The organism is Reyranella sp., from assembly GCF_965229815.1.
Classification (GTDB): Bacteria; Pseudomonadota; Alphaproteobacteria; order Reyranellales; family Reyranellaceae; genus Reyranella.
Genome location: NZ_CBDDJN010000008.1, coordinates 232,999 through 248,392 on the forward strand (window position 1 = coordinate 232,999; position 15,394 = coordinate 248,392).

Below are 15,394 nucleotides of genomic sequence, written 5' to 3' on the forward strand. Positions count from 1 at the left end.
GAACACCGCAGCCGGTTCTACGCAAGCGGCTATCTGTCTCCGCTCTCTCCGTTTGCGCCCGAGGAGGCAGCCGGGTGGCTGGCCCGCCTGAGGAGCGTCGAGCAGAGCATGGCCGGGCGGCTGCCGCCGGCCTTCAATGCCAGCCCCCATCTGCTGATGCCGTGGCTCTGGGACATCGTCCACGATCGCCGACTGATCGATCCGATCGAGGAAATCCTCGGCCCCGACATTCTCTGCTATGGCTCGAGCTTCATCATGAAGCGGCCGCAGGACCGCAAGTTCGTTTCGTGGCACCAGGATGCGACCTACTGGGGCCTGTCGTCGCCGGAAGCGGTGACCGCCTGGATTGCCCTGACCCCCAGCGACCGCGACAGCGGATGCGTGAAGGTCCTGCCGGGAACCCATCTCCGCCAGCACGACCATGTCGACACGCGCGATCCGCTCAATCTTCTCGGGCGGCGGGAGAAGGTGGTGGCCGACATCGACGCCGGCCAGGCGGTCGATCTCGTCCTGCAGCCCGGACAGATGTCCCTGCACCATGTTCTGGTCATCCATGGCTCCGAGCCGAACCTGTCGAAGGAGCCCCGCGTGGGCTTCGCGGTCCGGTTCATTCCCGGCCATGTCGGCCCCCGGGACGGTCTCAGGATGAGCGCGACCTTGGTCCGGGGACGGAATCGCGGAAGCTGCCATCTGGAAGAGCCGCCGGAAGGCGACTTCCATCCGGCCGCGGTGGCGCGGCACGCCCAGATGTTCCGGCGCGCCATGCGCGTGATCTTCGCGGGGGCCGGTCGCGCCGCGCCGGGGCCGTCCGCGCCCCGGGACGGTCGGTGATGGCCGGCACGCTCCGCGCGGACGAGGTCCGCCGCTACGAGCGGGACGGGGTCGTCCACCCGATACGGGTGCTCGACGACGCGGAGGCCCAGCATCTGTTGGCGCGCCTCGAAGCGGTCGAGCAGCATCGCGCCGGACGGATTCCGCCGGCATTGAACGTCAAGATCCACCTCCTGCTGCCGTGGCTCTGGGACCTGGTGCATGACCGCCGGATTCTCGATCCCGTCGAATCGCTTCTGGGGCCGGATATCCTGTGCTGGGGCTCGAACTTCTTCGCCAAGGAGCCGCACGATCGCCGGCACGTGCCCTGGCACCAGGACACGACCTACTGGGGCTTGTCCGAGCCGCGCGCCCTGACGGCCTGGGTGGCGCTGACGCCGAGCAGGCTGGAGAACGGGTGCCTGCAGGTCGCCCGCGGCACCCACAGGTCGCCGCTTCGTCATGTCGAGACGAAAGACGAGGCCAGCATGCTGCCGATCCGCGAGAGGCTGGTGGAGGGCGTCGATCCCGCACTCACCGAGCTCGTCGAATTGTCGAGCGGAGAGATGTCGCTGCATCATGGTCGCCTGGCGCACGGTTCGGCGGCCAACGAGGGAAGCCATCGCCGTGTCGGCTTCGCGATCCGCTATGTCGCCTCCGATGTCGGTCTGGCGGGCACGGCACGCTCGACCGCCACCCTGGTGCGCGGTCGCGACTTCGGCCGCTTCGGTCTTGAGGAGGCACCCGGCGGCGAGTTCGACGCCGATGCCCTGCGTCGCTACAAGCCCGTCCTCCGCTCGTGGATGTCGGCGGTGACGGAAGCGGTCGAGGCGTATCGCGGACGGCCGGGGCAGGGCTGACGGGTGGCTCGCGAGACCTTCAAGCCCCGTGGCCTGCCGATCAACCTCGGCCTGCCGGCGTTGCGGCGCGACAATCCTTGGCCGGACTGTGCCTACGGCACCACGGCTCCGTTCTTCCTGGCGCTCGACGGCGGCGGGCGTGGCGGACGCGAGATCATCATCGAGGCCCTCCGGGCCAACGACGTGAAGGTGATGATCGAGGTCGGCTGCTTTCTCTGCGGCTCGACGCTGCAATGGCTCCGGGCGTGCGACGAGCTGACGGTCATCGGCGTCGACACGTGGGATGGCGACTGGGCGAGTTACCTGGAGTGGAGTGCGAGCGATCCCGCGCAGTCGGTGAATGTGCGGCACCTGGCGCCGGAGGAGCTCGCGCGGATCGTCGCCGAGATGCGGCGCAGCGGGACGTTCTGCACGGCCATGAACAATGTCCGGGCCTATCGCGATCGCTTCGTGCCGATCCGGCGGCGCTCGCCCGACGCGCTGCGCTACCTTTCCCAGAAGGGAATCGTGCCCGAGCTGGTCTATATCGATGCCGGCAAGGAGCGCCTCGATCTGGAGGTCGCGCACGAGCTGTTCCCGCAGGCGATCCTCTGCGGAGACGACTGGCTCTGGCCGGATGCGAGCGGCGTCCTGCGCATGCAGAACCATGTCAAGGCATTCGCCGAAGAGCACGATTGCGAGATCCGATCCGAGCGCCAGAGCTGGTTGCTGATCCCTCGGTCGTCGAAGGGAGACCCGGTCGCTCTCGCATCAGCAGGCATCGGCGGATGACGCGGGCTTGTTGTGTCCTACGTGTCGTCGGTCGCGGCGCGCGATTCCACGCCGAGCTTGGCAAGTAGGTCGCCGGCGCCGCCGGCGCTTTCGACGCTCGCGACCGCTTCGCGGAGAAGCACGCTGCGGACGTCATGGGGCAGGGAACTGTCCCTCAGGACGTCGACGTAGAGATCGCAGGCCTGCGGCAGCTGGTTCCGCAGCAGGTGCAGCCGGAACATCCGGGCGACGGGCCAGGGGTTGCGCGGAAAGTCGTTCATCGCCGCGCGAAAGCAGGCCTCCGCATCGTCCAGGCGGCCGGTCCGTGCGAGCCACTCTCCGAGAAGCAGCCGGGGCCGCGGTTCTCCCGGACGGCGGGACACGAGGTCGCGCAGGCGCTCGCCGATTTCCGGCAGGGTGGGGCCGCGCAGCGCTTCGGCGAGGGTGGAGACCTCGTCCACGGCCGACGCAGCGGCCCTGGCCGCGGGCTCGACGAGGCACCCGTCCGCCACGATCCGTGAAGACACGTCGGCCGCGTTCATCAGGACCTGCGCCAGCCCGGAGGCGCGGGTGATGATGTAGGCCATGTCCTCGACGCCGGTCACGGGATCGCGTCCCGTCACGGCGATGATCTGCTGCTCGGGAAGCTCGGCGGCCAACACGGGCTCGACGTCGCGACCGAATACCCGGTAGTGGCCGTGCTGGTCCGCGCGCGGGTATCCCCAGTCGGTCGTGAGCGGCCGGTCGATCGGGGCAGGGAACGACACGAAGACGAAGCCGCCGGGCCGCGTGATGCGGACGAGCTCCCGCAAGGCCGCGCGATAGTCCGGCACGTGCTCCAGGACATGATTGCAGATCACGACGTCGTAGGATGCGTCGGCGCGGTCGATCCGCTGCACGTCGAGGCTGTTTCGCTTGCCGTAGATGCTCACCTCGTAGCCTGCGAACCATTCGGCGGAGGCGGAATGGTCCAGGCTGAAGGCGAGGCACGACAGGTTCCGCAGGTCCGGCGTCCGGAAACTGTCGAAGATCAGCCGGAAGATGCGATGACGCTCGAGGGAGCGGCACCTGGCGCACTGCGGCACCCGGCCCGTCCTGCTCAGGCGACCGCCGGGCCCTGGCGTGAAGGTCGTGCCGAAGCAGATCGGGCAAGGCAGCGGCGCATCGTTCATGACAGCCTGGACAGCGCTCAGCTGCCATCGATGCGGCGGGTCCCTGAGACTTTCCTCGAGCAGGCGCCGGCGCGCGGCCTCGGCGTCCGGGTCTGCGAGGCGGACATGCCGCCGCACTTGCTCCCAATGCTCGCGCACGAGGCGGCCGGTCCGGTCGAGTCCCTGCCTCTCCTCGTCGGTCAGCGCCGCGAGACAAGTGCTGCCCTCGGCCTCTGCCTGCGACCAGTCCTCGACCAGGCGATACGGCATGCCGACCTGCTCCAGGAAGCCGGCGAACTTGGGCATCGTGGTCTGCGCGACGGCGAGGCCGGGCCGGCGGTACGACAGCGCGGTGATGAGTCCGTGCAGGGAAGAGCCGGCATAGCCTTCCGAGTGGGCGATCAGGGCGGCGACCTCGCCCAGGCTGCGCGGGTGGTCGACGGCGAGGCACCGCCCGAGATGGGACGCGATCGTCGTCACCAAGACGCCGTCGCCGTGGCAGGGTCCGATGGCGACGAGGACCGGAAAGGCGTCGTTCTCGACCGCGATCCGGGCGATGGCGGCGGCGGCACGCTCAGCGCCGCCATCGAGGTAGCGCCGGTTGGCGTGAAAGACGATCCATCGCCGGGGCAGCGCGACGCCGCGCGCCAGGAACGCCTCCTCCGCCTGCTGCCGCAGCCCGTCGGCGGGCCACATCTCCGAGACGCCGAGCGCCACGTCGGGCACGACAGCGACGTCTCGTCCAGCAGGCAGCCAGTCCCGGCTCTGCGCATCGCGCGTCGCGATATAGTCGCAGGCTTCGACGGCGAGCGCGGCCAGCTCCTGTGCCCACGAAGAGCGGAGCGGCGCGGGCAGGCCCGGCGCGTTCCACACGAGCCGCGCGCCGCTGGACGCGGCGACGAGGGCGGCGCCGAGCCAGAGCGACGGATAGGCGAACGGCCGGCGCGTGCCCAGCGGCGCGTAAGCCGGCAACGGCGTGGTTTCGGCGGAGACGATGTTGCCGCCGCCGACGATGCAGAGGTCGGGCCGGCTGGCAGCCGCCTGTGACACCGGCCTGGCAGCCATCGCATCGGCCCACGGGACGGAGGCGCCGACCGGCGAGAAGGCGTTCAGGGTCTCGCCCTCCCGGCAGAGCGCGTGCCTGACGAGAAGCGGGAACAGCAGATCGCCATAGTTCTCGACATCGAACGTGCCGAACAGGGCGATCGAGGCAGCGGCCTGCCGGGTCATGGAGCGGAAGCTGCGCGGGTGGGTACGGCCCGAGGCTGAGCCTCCAGGATGGCGCGGACGTGCTCGAGGATATGCAGCAGGCGCGTCTGCCATGACCATTGGTGACGGTATTCGTCGGCCGGGAAGACGCGGCCCATCCGCGCGCGATCGGCGAGCGCGGCCTCGATCTCCGCGACGAAATGCTCGGGCAGGGCGGTCCGGATGTCGTCCTGGAAGTCCTCGATGCTGGGTACGGGTGTCGAAACGACCGGAATGCCGAGGCTGCGATAGACGTAGATCTTGAGGGGATTCATTGTTTCCGACAGCGACGTGCGGAGGTGCGGAACGATCGCGACGTCGAGGGCGGCCACGTGGCGAAGGGTCTGCTCGTAGGGCATCACCCCCAGCGCACGCACATTGGGCCGCGCGAGGATCGACGCAGCCTTCGCCGTGTCGGGGACGGCGCCGATCAGCAGGATGGTCCAATCGGGTCGTGCGACCGCGATGGACTCCAGCAGGGGCCAATCGAACCGGTGGGTCAGGCTCCCGGCATAGCCGATGATCGGCCGGGGAAGCTTCTGCATCTCGGCGGGAACCGGCCAGGAGCCTGCCTCGGCGTGAACTTCCATCCCGTTCGGGACCAGGCGGGTCGGGAGTCCCTCCGCCTTCAGCCATTCCACGAGCGCGGCGTTGTTCGCCGTCGCAGCGTCCGTCAGGGCAAAGACGTCGTGGTAGCTCCGGGCGATCCTGGCGCGCCGCAGCGCCGGCATGGGCCACTGGCGCTGGTCGTCGATGACGTCGCTCAGCACGAACGAAAAGCCGAGACGGGCCTGGATCTCGGGAAACCACGGGACCACCGGGCAAACCCAGGCGAGGACGTTGTCGGTCATTCCGAGGTCGGCCATCCAGCGCTGGACGGCGTTGGGAAAGGCCGATTCGAGGGGCAGTTCGCGGCCGAGCAGGCTCGTCTCCTCGCCGCGGTAGACGAAGGTGCGGCGATGCACGCCGTCGGCGTCGTCGGCCTCCAGGAAGCGCTTCACGACCTGCGCCGCGATCAGCCGGCCCGGGCTGCGATCGCCATCATCCGGCGGCCCGGCGAGGACCGAGAGCTGGTCGACGCAGATCGGCGCATCGATCTGCAGGATCCGCCCGATCCTCGGGAGGCGGCTGAGCGCCTGCACCAGCATGTCGGGCCGGCGTCCGTACAGGCCGGAATCGTTCTGCTTCCAGAACAGCACCACGTTCAGGTCTCGATCCAGGTCGCGCAGCGGGCCGACGCGCGTTCCACCGCCCAGCAACCGCGCACCCTGCCGCTCCCAGTCCCCGGTCAGGCGACCGGGCATTTCCCGGTCGATGTGACGCAACAGGATGCCGAGATCGGCGGGCACAGGAGTCGCCTCTCGATCGAAGAGGCCGTCGATGACGGTGGCGAGCCGTCGGGCGTTTACGGCATGCGACAGTTCCTGCCGGAAGAATGCGCGGCGCTCGTCGGCGGCCGTCGTGCCGCTTCCGATGGCTGCGAGCGCTTCGCGCAGGCGCTCGACGAGCGCGTCCTCTCCCATCGCTTCGTCGATCAGCGTGATGCGGCCCGGCCCGACGAGGTCCTGGATCGGCGGCACTGACGTGGCGATCACGGGCGTGCCGGTCGCCAGCGCGTCGGTGAGCTTGGCGGGCGTCTGCGACAACGCAATCGGGCTCGCAGGGTCCTGGAGGACGCAGACGACGTCGGCCATGGCGTTCAGGGCCGCCAGCCGCCCGAACGGCTGATCGGGGTGGAAGACGATGCGCGCCGGCGCCATCGCAAGCAGGTCCCGCTTCAGCGCCTCGTCGGCGATGGTGCCGACGATGCAGAGAACGGCGCGGGAATCGTCCAGGGCCTGGAGGCCCGCCGCGATGCTGATCAGACCCTTGTGACGCCTCGGCGTGCCGAGGAAGAGAATCACCCGGTCGTCGTCCGAGAATCCGAACTCGCGGCGCAGCGAGTCTCTCTGCAACGCGGCGGCGTCGAACAGGCGCTCGTCGCGGGAATGGCGGATGACCGTGCCGCCGAAGCGCTTCTGGAGAACGGGATTGCAGGTCGTGCGGGCATCCGCCGCTCCGAGCATCGAGACGGCAAGCCGTGTCCAGCGCTTGCCGTACGGCGCCCTCCAGTCGGAGGCCTGGGCATCCGCAAGGAAGGCGGCAAGGTCGAGCGGTTCCCGCGCGTCGACGAAGGCGAGTTCGTCGTCGTCGATATCGACCACGAGGCGCGCCCCGTGGATCGCCTTGTAGAGCAGGCCAATGAGCAGGCTCGGCAGCCTCGGCTTGGAGACCAGGGCGACGTCGCAAGGGTGTTCGACGACGAGGCGCAGGGCGCCGTTCATGAAGTCGGCGAAGCTGGCCGCGTGGAAGCCATGGACCTCGATCTCGCGCGCGGTATCGAGCAGCGGCTTCCAGAGGTCGTTTCCATAGGCGGGAAAGATCGGCCCGACCAGCTCACACTGCGCGTTCCGGGCCGCGAGCTCGGCCAGCACCCAGGCCCGGCCGACGGGGTTGTGGGAGAGGTCCCAGGCGACGACCACGACGCGCCGCCGGTCCTCGCCGCTCGTCGAAGGGGCCGTCGCGGGCCAGGTCAGCAGCTCAGGCCCTCCGGGCGTGCCCTGGCTCTCGAGGCGGCGGCGCAGGTCGGCCAGCCGCTTCGGCATGAAGGAGAGGTCCGGGCGGGCCCGGTGGGCGCGCTCGAAGGCGGCGAGCGCTTCTGGCAGCCGGCCGGCGGCCTCGTGCAGGTCGCCCTGGCCGACATGGGCCCACGCGAAGTCGGGATCCGCCGCGAGGGCTCTGTCGTAGAGCGCCGCTCCTTCCTCGATCCTGTCCTGCTCGACGAGCGCCATGCCGAGCTTGTAGAGCAGCGCCGGCGACGTAGGCCTGATCTCGACCAGAGTCCGGTAGATCGCTTCCGCGTCGGCGAAGCGGCGGTGGTCGGCAAGCTCGTTGGCGAACTTGAAGCGTTCGGCGAAATCCGTCGTCGCCGGACCGGCACCCTTCTTCCCGGAAGGAGCGGGTCGTGAGCCCGTCAGCTTCTCGGCCAGCGCCTCGATGTCTTCGAGACCGGGATGCAGGGCGACGGCGCGCCTCAGATGCGCAATGGCGTCGTCGCGGCGGCCCTGGGCCTCGGCAACGCGGCCCAGGCCGACTTGGACGTATGGCTGCGTCTCATCCAGGACAGCGGCGGCGCGAAAGCTGGCGTCTGCACCGTCGAGGTCCCCGAGCGCGAGCCGGGTCTCTCCGAGACGGCAAAGAACTTCTGCCGACGCCGACATCGTGGTGGCTGCTGCTTCGAAGGCCGACCGGACGTCCGCTACCTCCCGCCAGAGTTCCGTCGCCGCAGCCACGCGTCCGGTCGTCGTACCGCGCGCCAGTGGTTCCTCCGACAGCGGGAGGTTGGCCGCCGCCATGGCACCCATGCTACTCGTCATTTCCCTTCGATGCCTGCGGTGCGCCTGCAGGAACTAGCTGTTGCGTCATGATACGGGCCGTCCCGGCGACGGCGCAACGGGCGCCCTGGTCCGCGTCGCGGAGGTGCCGCGCGTCCAGGAGACGGGCGTTGGCGTCGGGCGTCGGTTCGGCGTATGCGGGAAGCGAGCAAGAGAGGGGACGCAATGGAGATCGCGAAGGTGGAGCCGGGAGTTTCGGGCCCGAACACCGGAATCCTTCGAACGCAGACGTTCCGCTACATCCTCGACAACCTCATTCAAAGCCCGAAGGGGAGCCGGCTGGTCGACCTGGGCGCAGGTCCCTGCATCTTCTCCAGGATTTCAGCCGGGCGGGGCTTCGACGTCACCGCAGTCGACGGGCGGGACGAGCGCAAGCCCGACGATCTTGAGGTCCCCTTCGTCAAGAGCGACGTGCGGACGTTCGATGTCAGCGACTTTCAGGTCATCCTCATCATCGGACTGCTCTATCACCTGACCCTGGACGATCAGATCGACCTGCTGTCGCGATGCCCGAAGTCCAGCGAACTCGTGGTCGACACGCAGGTCCATATCCCCGAACTGGTGGGCGCGGCCTCGGCGGCGGAGCGCCAGGGCTTCGCCGACCGGCCGGTCTCCGACCGGGGCTATGGCGGCATCCTCTTCCCGGAAGCCGACAATCCGATGGCCGCGATCGGCAACCGCGTCTCGTGGTGGCACACCGAACCCAGCCTGATGACCTTGTTCGAGAACGCAGGGTTCGAGCATGTTACCGAAGTCGCACCGCCCTATACTTCCAAGTACGGCGCCCGCCGTTGGTACGTCGTCAGCAACCCGCGGGCGCTGGATGCGCGCCTCTCAGGCACGGCGGCCTAGGCGCGATGGCCCTCGTGCAGGTTTCGTGCGGATCAATAGGGGGTAGGAGCTCTCGCAGACTTCCGCTACGGTCCGGGCGGAGCAGGGGCATTTCGACGTTGTTGTTGAGGATGAGAGGAGCAGCGGCAGGGCTGCTTGCCAAGGCCGGGATGGCCATCGTTGCCTTGACCGTCCTGTCGGCCTGCGAGGGGATGCCGGGCTCGGGGCCGATGTCGGCCGACTTCAACGCGGCGGCCCGCCCGACGTCGACCGGCCAGACGCGGTTTGCCCTGGTCGAGGTGGACCAGAACATCGTGGCGGTGATGGAGCGCTGGCAGACAGCATCCTTCCGCAACACGTTCGGTCCGACCCGGCCTCCCGCGACCCAGACCATCGGCGTCGGCGATTCCGTTCAGATCGTCCTGTGGGAGGCAGCGGCCGGCGGGCTCTTTTCCGCGCCGGCGGGCGACCGCCTGAGCCCGGGCCAGCGTTCGGCGACCATACCGGAACAGGTCGTCGGTGCTGACGGCGCCGTGACGGTTCCCTATGCGGGGCGCATCCGCGCCGCGCATCGCACGCCCAAGCAGGTCGAGGAGGCGATCGTCCACGGCCTGGAAGGCAAGGCCATCGAGCCGCAGGCTCTGGTCACGGTGACCAAAAACGTCGCCAACACGGTGACGGTCGTCGGCGAAGTGAGCGGCGGGGCCCGCATCCCGCTCAATGCCGGCGGCGACCGGATCCTCGATGCCCTGGCCTCGGCGGGCGCCACCAAGGCGCCGGTCCACGAGACGTTCATCTCGCTGGTCCGGGACGGCCAGTCGGCGCGCGTTCCGATGCAGTCGCTCCTGCTCAATCCGCGTGAGAACATCTACGTCTTTCCGAGCGACGTCATCACCGTCACCCGCGAGCCGCAGACCTTCACGGTGGTCGGTGCAACGGGGCAGAACTCCGTGCTCCCCTTCGATGCGATCGGCCTGACGCTCGATCAGGCCATCGGCAGGGCCGGGGGGCTGAACGATCAGCGCGCCGATCCGATGGGTGTGTTCGTGATCCGGTTCGAGGATCCGACCAACTACGATCAGCTCGGCCTGCCGAGGCCGGCGCCGGGGACGACGTCGCAGGTTCCCGTGATCTACCGCGTCAACATGCGCGATCCCAACAGCTTCTTCCTGGCGCGCCGCTTTCCGATGCACAACAAGGACATCCTGTTCGTTTCCAGCTCGCCGGCGACCGAGATGCAGAAGGTGGTCAACTTGATCATCGGCTTCATCGTGCCGGGGGCGAGCGTGGTCGCCGTATCCGCAGCGGTGCGGTGATGCCGGGCGGCGGCGCGCATTCGGGCTTCGGCGTGAATGACGACCGTCGTACTCGGTAGCGGACCAAAGGCTGCCTGGGCCAGGGCGGTCCTCGGGCGCCTGAGCATCGGCGGGAGCGACATTCGTGCGGTCGAGGGAGGCTTCAGCCGTGCCTCCCTGGACGATGTCGCGTCGTCTCCCGTCGACGCGCTGGTCCTGGTCGACCAGGTCGTGGATGTCGGTGCCCTTGCAAAGCCCTCGGAGAAGGTCCTGTGCGACCTCGTGCGGCCGAACGCAATGCAGTTCGCTTTCGCCCGCGAGGTGGCCGCGCGGGCCCGGTGCACGATCCAGCTCGCGCCGGGCGCGCCTGTGGAGGAATGGGCAACAGCCCTGGCGGACCTGACCGGTACTTCGCCGGATGCGGTGCGCGAGCACATGTCCGGCTTTCCGGGACCGACCACGGCATCGCTGAACGGGCTGCCGGAAGGGCCGGTGGCGAACGTCGTCAGGGGCTATCTGGCGCCGTTGAGCGCGGCCTGTGCAACGGCGGCGCCTCTTTCGCTGAACTGGCAACGGGAGCTGTTTCTCGATGGCGACGCGCCCGGGACGATGCTGCCGGCGGCGCCGGAGGTCGGCGGCCGTCCGCGCATCCTGGCCTACGGACCGTACCTGCCCCTGCCCGTGGGCAGGTGGTCGGCAACGGTCTACCTCGGCTTCAGCAACGAGATCGGTCGCCTTCCCTTCATCTTCGAGGTCGATGCCGGTGGCAGCGTGGCGCGCGGGTTCTTCGAGGTGGAAAGGGGCGGGCTCTTCTCGCTGTCGCTCGATTTCGAGGTCGCGCAGCCTCTCCACCTGGTCGAATGCCGGCTGATCAGCCAGGACTCGGCCATCGAGGGACAGTTCTCCCTGATCGAGGTCCAGCTCGACCTCCAGCCGGGCGAGGCTCCGGCAGGCTACAGGGCGCCGTAGATTCTCCCGGCGACGGCGACGTCCTCGACGATCCGCCCGCGTCCATTCTTCATGATGAGCGCGCTTTGGCAGTACTCCTTGACGATCCCCGAATCGTGGACGGCCATGATCATCCCGCAGTGCGCCCTGCGGCCGAACAGCTCGTCATGGCATTTGATCTGAAACCGACGGTCGCCGACGAGGATGACCTCGTCGATGAGGTAGCATTCGAAATCCATGGCCAGGGAGAGCGCGAAGGCGAGGCGCATGCGCATGCCGTCCGAGTAGAAGCGGACCGGCATGAACAGGTGACGTCCGAGCTCGGAAAAGTCCTTCACGTAGTCGGTCGTCTCCTTGATCGGGAGTCCGTAGAGGCGACAGAGGAAGCGGACATTGTCGGCGCCGGTCAACTGTCCTTCGAAGCCGCCGCCGAGAGCCAGCGGCCACGAGAGGCGCAATCCGCGCCTGACCTCTCCGGAGGTCGGCACCAGGATGCCGGACAGGATCTTGATGAGCGTCGACTTGCCGGACCCGTTCGGTCCCAGGATGCCGAGCCGCTCGCCCTGCCCGACGCGGAACGATATGCCGTCGAGCGCCCGTACCGAACCGTGCTCGCCCTCGAAGGTCTTGGTGACCTGTATGACATCGACGCAGCGGACGGAGGCATCGCTGGACAAAGCTGCCGCAGGTTCCGCGGACAGAGTCATTGCCGGTCAGGGATCGGCATGTCGCCGGGCATCTGCGGCGAGGATGCTCCAGATGCGATAGGTCATGTAGCCGGCAACCAGGACGGCCGCCGTCCAGAGCAGGCCGAGCGGGTAGGCCGGATAGTCCGGGCGGCTGGGTTCGGCCACGCGCTCGAGGTAGATCCGCTGCCGCTGCGCATCGACGCGCGCCGTCTCGACCGCGGTCAGCGCCGCCATCAGGGCACGCTCGGCGAATTCCCGTTCGAGCATGAGCCGCTCGTACTCGACGATCCGCGGCGCGATCGACTTTGCATCGCCGGCGAGGCGCTGGCGCTCTTCCACGATCTGGGCCTCGATCGCGGCCCTGCGGTTCCGCAATGGGCCGGCCTGGGGCGTGCGGGGCGAGTTCTTGGCGAGCTCGTTGAGCTGCACGCTGATGTCGGCCACGTCGACGGACAGGCGCGCGATCGTCTCGACGATGGCCATCGTCGCCTGGCTGGGATCGATCAGCCGCTCGCGTTCGCGGAACGCGGTGAGCGCCGCCTGGGCGTCGATGGTCCGCTGGCGCATGCGCGCCGCCTCGCTCTCCGCTGTCGAGACGGCGTCGCGGCGGGACCGATCGTTGAGCCGGTTGACCAGCGTTTCCGCGGCATCGAGCAGGGCCCGGGTAAGCCGGTCGGCGTCCGCCGGGCGGAAGGCTTCCATCCTGAGCGTGCTGATTCCGGTCGTGCTGTCGAAGTCGATCGAGATCAGCCTCTGGAAGTGGCTGTACAGGCCTTCCTCGGTATCGGACGTGAAGAAATTGGGAAACTGCCAGAGGGGATCGCCGTTGCCCGCCGCGATGGCACCCCGGAGGTCGGCGCGGTCCACCAGAAACTTCATGGCGTCCCGCGATTCCAGGAAATCCTCGACGATGTATCCGTCCTCGTTCGCGCGCGTGACGCCGCTCACCGCGTGGGTCAGCCCGGCGGCTGCCGCGGCGTTGGCGGTGCTCTGGCCAGGCGTTCTCAGGATGAAGCGGGCTTCGGACTCGAAGCGATCGGCGGCCACCAGCCAGAAATAGGCCGCCGCAAGGCAGGTCGGGAGGACGACGAGCAGCCAGAAGGACGGCCGGCCGGCGGCCAGCCACCGGTATCGGGCCTTCGTCGGCGTCGCCTTTTCATCGGCTGGCTGCGGCTGCGCCTCGACAGGCACGTCTCCGACCGGCGTGAGCCGCAGGAGACGTGCATAGGTTTCAAGCTGTGAAGCGTCCGGCATGCAATCATAGACTAGCATCGCGGCTCCCGCGGGTGAAGGTTGGGCGGCCTCCTGCCGGCGTTGGACGGCTGGGCGCCGGAATGTCAGGATTGAACATGGCGGACAGGGACGGAGCGATTTCCTGGGCGGATCAGTGGGCGCCGGCCGGGACCCGCGGGCCGGGGCGCAGGCTGTCCGGCCTGCGGCTGCGGGCGATCATGGGAAGCCGGCTCCTGATCTGGCTGGCGTTGTTCCTGCCGACATTCCTGGCCGCCACGTACTTCCTGTTCATCGCCGCCGACCAGTACGAGACCGAGTCCCGCTTCGTGGTGCGGTCCGCCGCCAAGCCGGACATGTCGGGCGGCCTGGCCTTTCTGGTTCAGCTCGGACTGGCTCGCTCCCAGGACGATTCGTTCATCGTGCAGAATTACCTGACGTCGCGGGACGCCGTGGCTCAGCTCAAGGCGAAGCTGCCTCTGCTCGAGATGTACGGCCAGAGGGATGCCGACTTCATCGCGCGCTATCCGTCGTTCCTGTTCGGACGCACCGACGAGGAGTTCTATCGCTACCTGCAGTACGCGATCACGGTTTTCCACACCGACAAAACCGGGATTTCAACACTGCGCGTGAAGGCCTTCCGTCCGGACGACGCTCAGAAGATCGCCGTCACGCTCCTCTCCCTCGGTGAGGACCTGGTCAACCGGATCAACCATCGACTTCGGACCGACGCGGTCGGCAACAGCCTGTCCCAGCTCGAGGCGGCCCAGCAGCGCTTGATCCAGGCCCAGACAGCGCTCACGGAGTTTCGCAACCGCGAGCTGATCGTCGATCCGACCCAGAACGCCGTGGCGCTGTCGGAGCTGATATCCCGTCTCTCGGGGGAACTGGCGGCGACTCGCGCCCAGGTCACCGAGATGATGACGGGATCGGCGTCCAGCCCGCAGCTGCTCGGATTGCGCCGCAAGGCGACGGCACTGGAGGAGCAGATCGCGCGCGAGCGGGCACGCATCGCCAGCAGCGCCGACGGCCTCGCTGCCCGCATCGCCGACTATGAACGGCTCAGCCTGGAGCGCGAGTTCGCCAACCGGATGGTCGGCAGCGCGGAAGAAGAGCTGGTCAGGGCGCGGGCCGACGCGGCACGACAGCTTCTCTACCTCGAGCGGATCGTCGAGCCGAACAAGCCCGACTACTCGACCGAGCCTCGACGGTGGCGGGGCCTCCTGACCGTGTTCGTCGGCAACCTTCTGCTCGTCATGATCGGCTGGCTCGTCATTTCGGGCATCCGCGAGCACGCGGCGCCCCATGAGTAGGCTGCGCCGGGGGCTCGCCATCCAGGGGCGGAACATCCGCGCCTTGATGGTGCGCGACATGATGATGCGCTACGGCCGGGGCAATATCGGATTTGTCTGGATCGTCCTCGAGCCGATGCTGCTGACGGTCGGCGTCATGGTCGTGTGGTCCTACACGATAGGGCCGCAGAAGCAGGGCGTGAAGCTCGTGGAACTCGTGCTGACGGGATACATGATGCTGACCTTGTGGCGTCATGTGACCAACAGCGCGATCACGATCTTCCGCCGCTCCTCCGGCCTGCTCTATCATCGAACCATCAGCCTGTTCGACATTCTCCTGGCCCGCGGGTCCCTCGAGTTCGTGGCGACCGCGACGGCTTTCCTCGTCGTCTGGGGAACGCTCTACCTGGCAGGGCTGGTCGGGCCGGTCGAGCGCTACGATCTCCTGTTCGCCGGATGGATCATGATGGGGGGCCTTGCGCTGGCCTGTTCCGCCGTGATCGCGGCGGTGACGGAGTGGTCCGAAGCGGCGGAAAGGATCATCCAGCCGCTGCAGTACATCAGCTTGCCGGTATCCGGGGCCTTCTTCATGGTCGACTGGTTGCCGACATGGGCGCAGAAGGCGGTCTTGCTCAATCCGATGGTCCATTGCTACGAGACGTTCCGCGCCGGCTATTTCGGGCATCAGGTCGTGTCCCACTACGATTTTGGGTACTTTGCCGTTTGGCTGTTCGGCCTGACCTTTGTCGGCGTCGTCAGCGTCCGCCTGGTCCGCGATCGGGTGGCGCTGAGCTGAAGTCCCGTGAGAAGGGCTGCCGATCCGTCGGGGACGCGATGAGAGTGTGCCGGCCCGCCG

12 protein-coding genes are annotated in these 15,394 nt (G+C 68.2%); 8 read left to right on the forward strand and 4 right to left on the reverse strand.

The window, feature by feature from the left end:
• Positions 1-108 precede the first annotated feature (108 nt).
• Genes ACO073_RS28605 through ACO073_RS28615 form a run of 3 tightly spaced genes read left to right on the forward strand, consistent with a single transcriptional unit; the run spans position 109 to position 2,441 of the window.
• On the forward strand, positions 109-831 hold the full coding sequence (locus ACO073_RS28605; protein WP_422002596.1) for a phytanoyl-CoA dioxygenase family protein: 723 nt from the start codon (positions 109-111) through the stop codon (positions 829-831).
• A complete protein-coding gene (locus ACO073_RS28610) occupies positions 831-1,670 on the forward strand; it encodes a phytanoyl-CoA dioxygenase family protein (RefSeq protein WP_422002597.1) in 840 nt (279 codons plus the stop codon). Before ACO073_RS28605 ends, ACO073_RS28610 begins: the two co-directional genes overlap by 1 nt.
• Before the next feature lie 60 nt (positions 1,671-1,730).
• Positions 1,731-2,441 (forward strand): hypothetical protein, encoded by a 711-nt coding sequence (locus ACO073_RS28615; protein WP_422002599.1) that lies wholly within the window; start codon positions 1,731-1,733, stop codon positions 2,439-2,441.
• A gap of 17 nt (positions 2,442-2,458) precedes the next feature.
• On the opposite strand, the gene ACO073_RS28620 is transcribed toward ACO073_RS28615, so the two are convergent.
• Both ACO073_RS28620 and ACO073_RS28625 read right to left on the reverse strand, forming a co-directional pair.
• Entirely contained in the window at positions 2,459-4,801 is a 2,343-nt protein-coding gene (locus ACO073_RS28620) for a polysaccharide pyruvyl transferase family protein (protein ID WP_422002600.1), read from the reverse strand.
• Positions 4,798-8,235: a glycosyltransferase gene (locus ACO073_RS28625; RefSeq protein WP_422002602.1), complete on the reverse strand. Its 3,438-nt coding sequence runs from the start codon at positions 8,233-8,235 to the stop codon at positions 4,798-4,800. The genes ACO073_RS28620 and ACO073_RS28625 overlap by 4 nt, the downstream gene beginning before the upstream one ends.
• A gap of 183 nt (positions 8,236-8,418) precedes the next feature.
• On the opposite strand from ACO073_RS28625, the gene ACO073_RS28630 reads away from it, so the two are divergent.
• The 3 genes from ACO073_RS28630 to ACO073_RS28640 all read left to right on the forward strand — a co-directional run bounded on the left by ACO073_RS28630 (position 8,419) and on the right by ACO073_RS28640 (position 11,348).
• On the forward strand, positions 8,419-9,105 hold the full coding sequence (locus ACO073_RS28630) for a class I SAM-dependent methyltransferase (protein ID WP_422002603.1): 687 nt from the start codon (positions 8,419-8,421) through the stop codon (positions 9,103-9,105).
• A gap of 149 nt (positions 9,106-9,254) precedes the next feature.
• The gene (locus tag ACO073_RS28635; protein WP_422002605.1) at positions 9,255-10,400 is read left to right on the forward strand and encodes a polysaccharide biosynthesis/export family protein; all 1,146 of its coding nucleotides are present in this window, start codon (positions 9,255-9,257) and stop codon (positions 10,398-10,400) included.
• Between the two features lie 36 nt (positions 10,401-10,436).
• Positions 10,437-11,348, forward strand: coding sequence for a hypothetical protein (locus ACO073_RS28640; RefSeq protein ID WP_422002607.1), 912 nt, complete (start codon positions 10,437-10,439; stop codon positions 11,346-11,348).
• Here the strand turns inward: ACO073_RS28640 and ACO073_RS28645 are convergent.
• Both ACO073_RS28645 and ACO073_RS28650 read right to left on the reverse strand, forming a co-directional pair.
• Entirely contained in the window at positions 11,333-12,004 is a 672-nt protein-coding gene (locus tag ACO073_RS28645; protein ID WP_422002609.1) for an ABC transporter ATP-binding protein, read from the reverse strand. The genes ACO073_RS28640 and ACO073_RS28645 overlap by 16 nt on opposite strands.
• A gap of 36 nt (positions 12,005-12,040) precedes the next feature.
• A complete protein-coding gene (locus tag ACO073_RS28650; protein WP_422002610.1) occupies positions 12,041-13,270 on the reverse strand; it encodes a capsule biosynthesis protein in 1,230 nt (409 codons plus the stop codon).
• Between ACO073_RS28650 and ACO073_RS28655 the strand changes: the two genes are divergently transcribed.
• Positions 13,255-14,559: a capsule biosynthesis protein gene (locus ACO073_RS28655; protein ID WP_422002612.1), complete on the forward strand. Its 1,305-nt coding sequence runs from the start codon at positions 13,255-13,257 to the stop codon at positions 14,557-14,559. The genes ACO073_RS28650 and ACO073_RS28655 overlap by 16 nt on opposite strands.
• Positions 14,552-15,334 (forward strand): ABC transporter permease, encoded by a 783-nt coding sequence (locus ACO073_RS28660; RefSeq protein WP_422002613.1) that lies wholly within the window; start codon positions 14,552-14,554, stop codon positions 15,332-15,334. Before ACO073_RS28655 ends, ACO073_RS28660 begins: the two co-directional genes overlap by 8 nt.
• The last annotated feature ends 60 nt before the right edge of the window (positions 15,335-15,394 follow it).

Coding starts and splice junctions, on each gene's coding strand:
- ACO073_RS28620 (WP_422002600.1), bottom strand. CDS start 4,801: ATGACCCGGCAGGCCGCTGCCTCGATCGCCCTGTTCGGCACGTTCGAT.
- ACO073_RS28660 (WP_422002613.1), top strand. CDS start 14,552: ATGAGTAGGCTGCGCCGGGGGCTCGCCATCCAGGGGCGGAACATCCGC.
- ACO073_RS28610 (WP_422002597.1), top strand. CDS start 831: ATGGCCGGCACGCTCCGCGCGGACGAGGTCCGCCGCTACGAGCGGGAC.
- ACO073_RS28635 (WP_422002605.1), top strand. CDS start 9,255: ATGGCCATCGTTGCCTTGACCGTCCTGTCGGCCTGCGAGGGGATGCCG.
- ACO073_RS28625 (WP_422002602.1), bottom strand. CDS start 8,235: ATGACGAGTAGCATGGGTGCCATGGCGGCGGCCAACCTCCCGCTGTCG.
- ACO073_RS28605 (WP_422002596.1), top strand. CDS start 109: ATGGCCGGGCGGCTGCCGCCGGCCTTCAATGCCAGCCCCCATCTGCTG.
- ACO073_RS28650 (WP_422002610.1), bottom strand. CDS start 13,270: ATGCCGGACGCTTCACAGCTTGAAACCTATGCACGTCTCCTGCGGCTC.
- ACO073_RS28630 (WP_422002603.1), top strand. CDS start 8,419: ATGGAGATCGCGAAGGTGGAGCCGGGAGTTTCGGGCCCGAACACCGGA.
- ACO073_RS28640 (WP_422002607.1), top strand. CDS start 10,437: ATGACGACCGTCGTACTCGGTAGCGGACCAAAGGCTGCCTGGGCCAGG.